Genomic DNA, 4,412 nt, shown 5'->3' on the forward strand with positions numbered 1-4,412 from the left:
ACCAATTTATTGCAACCGCAGTAGGACAGCCTTAAGTCCGACAGGCTGCTAGATCAAAGTAAACTCTTCTGAAATCAACTGGTCGAGCCGCTTTAACGCTTCATGTGCATGAAGACCGGAAAGCCTGATACCCAGAGTCTCACCGCAAACCAGCTCAAGGCCGAGCAGTTTGACCAGACTGCGGCCGTTGACATACTCACCATTCTTGCTGACATTGCGCACATATACACGGGTGTCATAGTGCGTAAGGGCGGCAATCATGGCACTGCCACATCTGGCATGTAAACCATTGATATTGTTAATGAGATACTCCCTGGTCAGCTCCCTGCTTCTAGTGCATGTGCGACTGACCCAGCCTCTTTCAGAGGTTTCTCTCCGGCTTTGATTTAAGTAAGCCTTTTGCCATTCACTGAGACTGCCAAGCCCCGGTAGAGGTTTGCCCTCCAGCGCATCGATAATTTTTTCAGGCTCATGGGTACGAGCCAGATAACGGCATAGAAGGCGATCATCCAGAACCCGGGTAAGCCCCCCCAGAATCCTGAGGTGCTCATGGCAGTGGGCCGCTACGCCAAAGGCCAGAAAAACGGGCTGATTCACTCCCCACTCAACGCCCTCAGGAAACTGAATGACCACCACACCCGTTTTTTTAATGGCATGGCGAGACTGAGGCATGCCGTGGGGTATGGCGATACCGTTGTCCAGAAAAGTGGAAGCCAGCGTCTCCCGGGCGTGAATGCCCGGAAGGTAGTCGGCTGAAACCAATCCGGTTTCCAACATTTTGCTGCCAGCCAACTGCAAAGCCTCGTGCTTGTTTTTAGCCTCCTGCTGCAAAAAGATCTGTGTTTTTTCGAGTTTTAACATCAGTGAACGAACCGCGCTAAATCGTCCCAGCCAACAAACTATAGCCGAAACGCAAGAAGGCATTTATAGCCAGTTATCCTTCGGGTCAGTGTTTTTATAGTTTATGCCCCTTACAAAGTAGACCGGGACGAGACAGAATTCACTACAGAAGGGCTGATCCTGACTTCAGGCTTGCTCAACCCCCACGAATTGCAGATCCGCCTGCCCTTCACTCTGATGGGAGTTAATGGCTAACTGCCCTTTAGCCAAGGCACGCTTTAACCAAAAATTGGCAAGCCAGGTACCCAAAAAAGGCACTCTCGCACTATGAACTTGAAGGGAAGGTTGACTGAGTTGGACTACATCCTCTTTCAGGGGAGCCTGAACCGATAAAGACAGATCAGATCCCACCAACCAACTCAACAGCAAAGGTAACTTGCCCAGAACCTTGAGAACAGGCGCTTTCAGGGCAAAGCTCACTTGCGGTGTGTGACCATTAACCCTTGCTTTCAACTGACTGACCCCCGGACAACGGCTTAGGTCGCCCATACGAATCTCTGTCTTGGACAGTACTGTTTTTTCACCGCCCTCCTGAAGTGCCCTGAACACTTGCTTCTTGCTTTCACCTTTACTCTCTGACAAGGCATCGCTATTAACTCCCGGGGTTTCAGAAGGAGGACTCGATGTTTGTTTTGATCTTTGAGGGAGCGAATTAACTCTAATATCACCTTCTTGATTGATGACTGGAGTCACCTCAACGTCTTTAGGTAAGGATGTCGGTTTAGCAGGACTCGATAAATCTTTCTGCTCATTAAAAGGAGAAGGAGCTTCCGGAGATCTTGAGACTGAGACTTGTTCAACGGTATTTTTGAGGGGTGCATCCACTAAAGCCGCAGGGTTCATCAAAGGTTCCGGTTCCCCCAGCAAGCCCAGACAAAGCAGGTTCATAAGCTGACTGGACGACTGAGGATTCATACCCATTTCTTCTTGAAACAGCTGACCCAGCTCGCCGACCTCAAGCTTCTGTCCCATAAGACGAGAGACGGCAAGAACCATCAACTCTTTATCTTCATCCGGTCGCTCTACAGCTTCAATCCGAACATCCCCGTCTGCCAAACGAGCCATACTGCCTATGTCGACAGAAAAGTAACTGGCCACATTAACAGGCTCATGGGCACCAAGAGAGCTGTAATGTTCAGAGGTACAAGCCTGATACTGTTTCCATAGCCGTTCCAGTGCCCGAAACTCAAGAGGAAAGTCCAGCAGCAGTATTTCATGGACAATCCTTCCCATGGGTGAACTCACTTTCAGAGAGACGTCTTTGAAGCTGGCCGGAAACGCTTCACAGGTATCAGACACTTCGTTGACCAGCCCCAGATTCAGGGAAACATCAGGCACTTTGATTTCAAGCACACCATCATCACCCAGGCTGAACCCGGAAAGCTTGAGAGAAGCGGACGATAATTCGGCATGGGAAGTGTCTGTGAAGTCAATGCGCTGCTCGCTGAAATGAATCGATTCAGATGCTGACTGGCCTGACGTTTGCCTTCTGGTAATCCCTCTTAAGGTATGAAAGAGCTTCAGGGCATTTTGGTAAGACTGGACAGATTTTCCGGCATTGGCCTCTCGATACACAACAGCCGCCGTATGATTTTTCTGAGCCGATAGCGCCTCTTTCTTCTTCTGCAACACATTTCGGGATCGCTTCAGGTCTGTCCGGTATTCCGCCAGTATGGCCTGACAGGCTTTTTTCGTCTTACTTTCCTTAATCTTTGGAAGATCCTCTTCCAACATCTTTATCGATTTTTCTCTAACCTGACACAGGGCTGCAAAACTTTCGGCTTTCACAGTATCGCCAGCTTCTTTAACTCTGGACTCTTTAAGGCTATGGGCACCCAGTTCTTTTTTCCAGGTTGTCACAAGCGGAGAGAATAATCGGATGATCCCTTCTCCCATTGCTTCAGTGAACAGATCTGACTTCACTTCCCCCCCTGCCATTTCCAGACCATCAACCGAACACTGAATAATGTCGCCCAGACGCCTTTGCGCAGCCAGTCCGGATGTTTCTGCAGACAGGGAGTTCAATGCTTCGGAAACTTTTTTATAGGCGCTAAAAATCTCTGTCTTTCTACAAGTCAATAATTTGTTCAAGGGTTCAGCAAGAGGCTCACCAATGCGAACCCGGCAGCTCCCCTTCATTTTGATAGGGCCAACCGCTTTGCTTTCCCCCTCAGAAAAACAATGGGCAGAGAGCTCCGGCACTTCCAGCTCAAGATAACCCTTCTCAAAACAGAAACGCCCGACATTGACCACCAGATTTTTAACCTGAAAATCATAACGGTCAGGATCGGTCACTTTGATATCGCCCAGACGCATTTCAAACACCTTGCCCTGGTGCTTCTTTTTCTGGCTTTTATTAAAAACATCTTTCAGTAGCATGAGGGCTTCAATGCCGGTTGAGATATTCTCTTCCAACACTTTCATATTCAGAGACTGTTGACTTTTACTGGCAGACAGACTCTGTTCATAAGATTGCACCTGCTCAACGGTTTTTCTTAAATGAGCCCTCTTGATAACCAGCTGCTCGTGTTTTGTGAGCTGCTTTGCTATCAGATCACCGTATTCGCCTATCTGTTCAGGAGTCAGAAGCTCAACACTTTCGCGCAAAGTTTGCAGTCTCCCCTCAATAGGCTTCAAACCTTCCTCAAGCTTTTTAATATCTCGATGGATTATTGTCTGGTTTTCCAGCTGTCTATTGATTAAATCGCGAACTTCTTTCTGACTGTTGCTGGCAACCGATGCAATCGCAGAGCTGAAGAAAGACAGAAAACTGGACGACAGTGAACTGAGTGCACGGGTCAACAGACCGGGTTTAACGGGAACCGCCTCAATCCCCCTTTCAGCCAGTGACCGGAAGGGTTTGTGTTCTGAGCGAGACACTATCTGCTTGCGGGTAATCTCTTTCTTGTGAACCCCCTGGACTTCATTGGGCAAGTCTGAAGATGGAGCCAGATGTGGGAGCTTCCTGCCCGTTCCTTCGCTTCCTAATTTCATTATTTTGCGTTTCCTATCGCCTCGTACAAAAGTGTAACACGCTCGAACTCAACGCAACGACTTTATTGCAGCGAGCTTGCACGGGTTCGCCAAGGCACACCTACCGTCTCACCTTTCATAAGCGCACAATATTTTGCTATCCAAAAATTTCACTCCTGAGCTATCTGGTCCCATGCTCCCCGGCGTCAATAAAAGACAATGGTCAAATCCACGGGCGGTAGCGTCAATTTTTACGTTCATTAGATGAGTTCATGAAGGATCATGATTTGCTTCAGGTAATCTGCCGGGTCAATCGTCTGGATACAGAAGTGCACATCAGGATAAGGCCTCAGCATGAATGCTCACTAAATCACTGGCCGGATGTTACCGGACTGAGTGACCGAATGCACCGGAATAGCCACAGACCTGAAGAGAAAACAAAAGAAAGCCGCTATGAGTACACGTTATCTGCCTGAAGTCCTTGCTAGGAGCCTGACCGAGAATAGCGCCCGTAGCGAGGACGGCAGAAAATTGAGGAT

The 4,412-nt window shown here is 48.6% G+C and carries 2 protein-coding genes; both read right to left on the reverse strand.

What is annotated here, in order from left to right; all coding sequences use genetic code 11:
• Nucleotides 1–48: 48 nt before the first annotated feature.
• Nucleotides 49–861: a PTS sugar transporter subunit IIA gene (locus tag KDK19_RS22720; protein WP_257274981.1), complete on the reverse strand. Its 813-nt coding sequence runs from the start codon at nt 859–861 to the stop codon at nt 49–51.
• Nucleotides 862–1,026: 165 nt separating this feature from the next.
• Nucleotides 1,027–3,894 carry a hypothetical protein gene (locus KDK19_RS22725; RefSeq protein ID WP_257293011.1) on the reverse strand — a complete coding sequence of 956 codons (2,868 nt, stop codon included), beginning with the start codon at nt 3,892–3,894 and terminating at the stop codon, nt 1,027–1,029.
• Between the last annotated feature and the right edge of the window lie 518 nt (nt 3,895–4,412).

Source organism: Endozoicomonas sp. ONNA1 (genome assembly GCF_024606325.1).
Classification (GTDB): domain Bacteria; phylum Pseudomonadota; class Gammaproteobacteria; order Pseudomonadales; family Endozoicomonadaceae; genus Endozoicomonas_A.

What these genes read in the sequence shown, in the direction of transcription:
- KDK19_RS22720 (WP_257274981.1), bottom strand. Translation starts at nt 861, where the DNA reads ATGTTAAAACTCGAAAAAACACAGATCTTTTTGCAGCAGGAGGCTAAA.
- KDK19_RS22725 (WP_257293011.1), bottom strand. Translation starts at nt 3,894, where the DNA reads ATGAAATTAGGAAGCGAAGGAACGGGCAGGAAGCTCCCACATCTGGCT.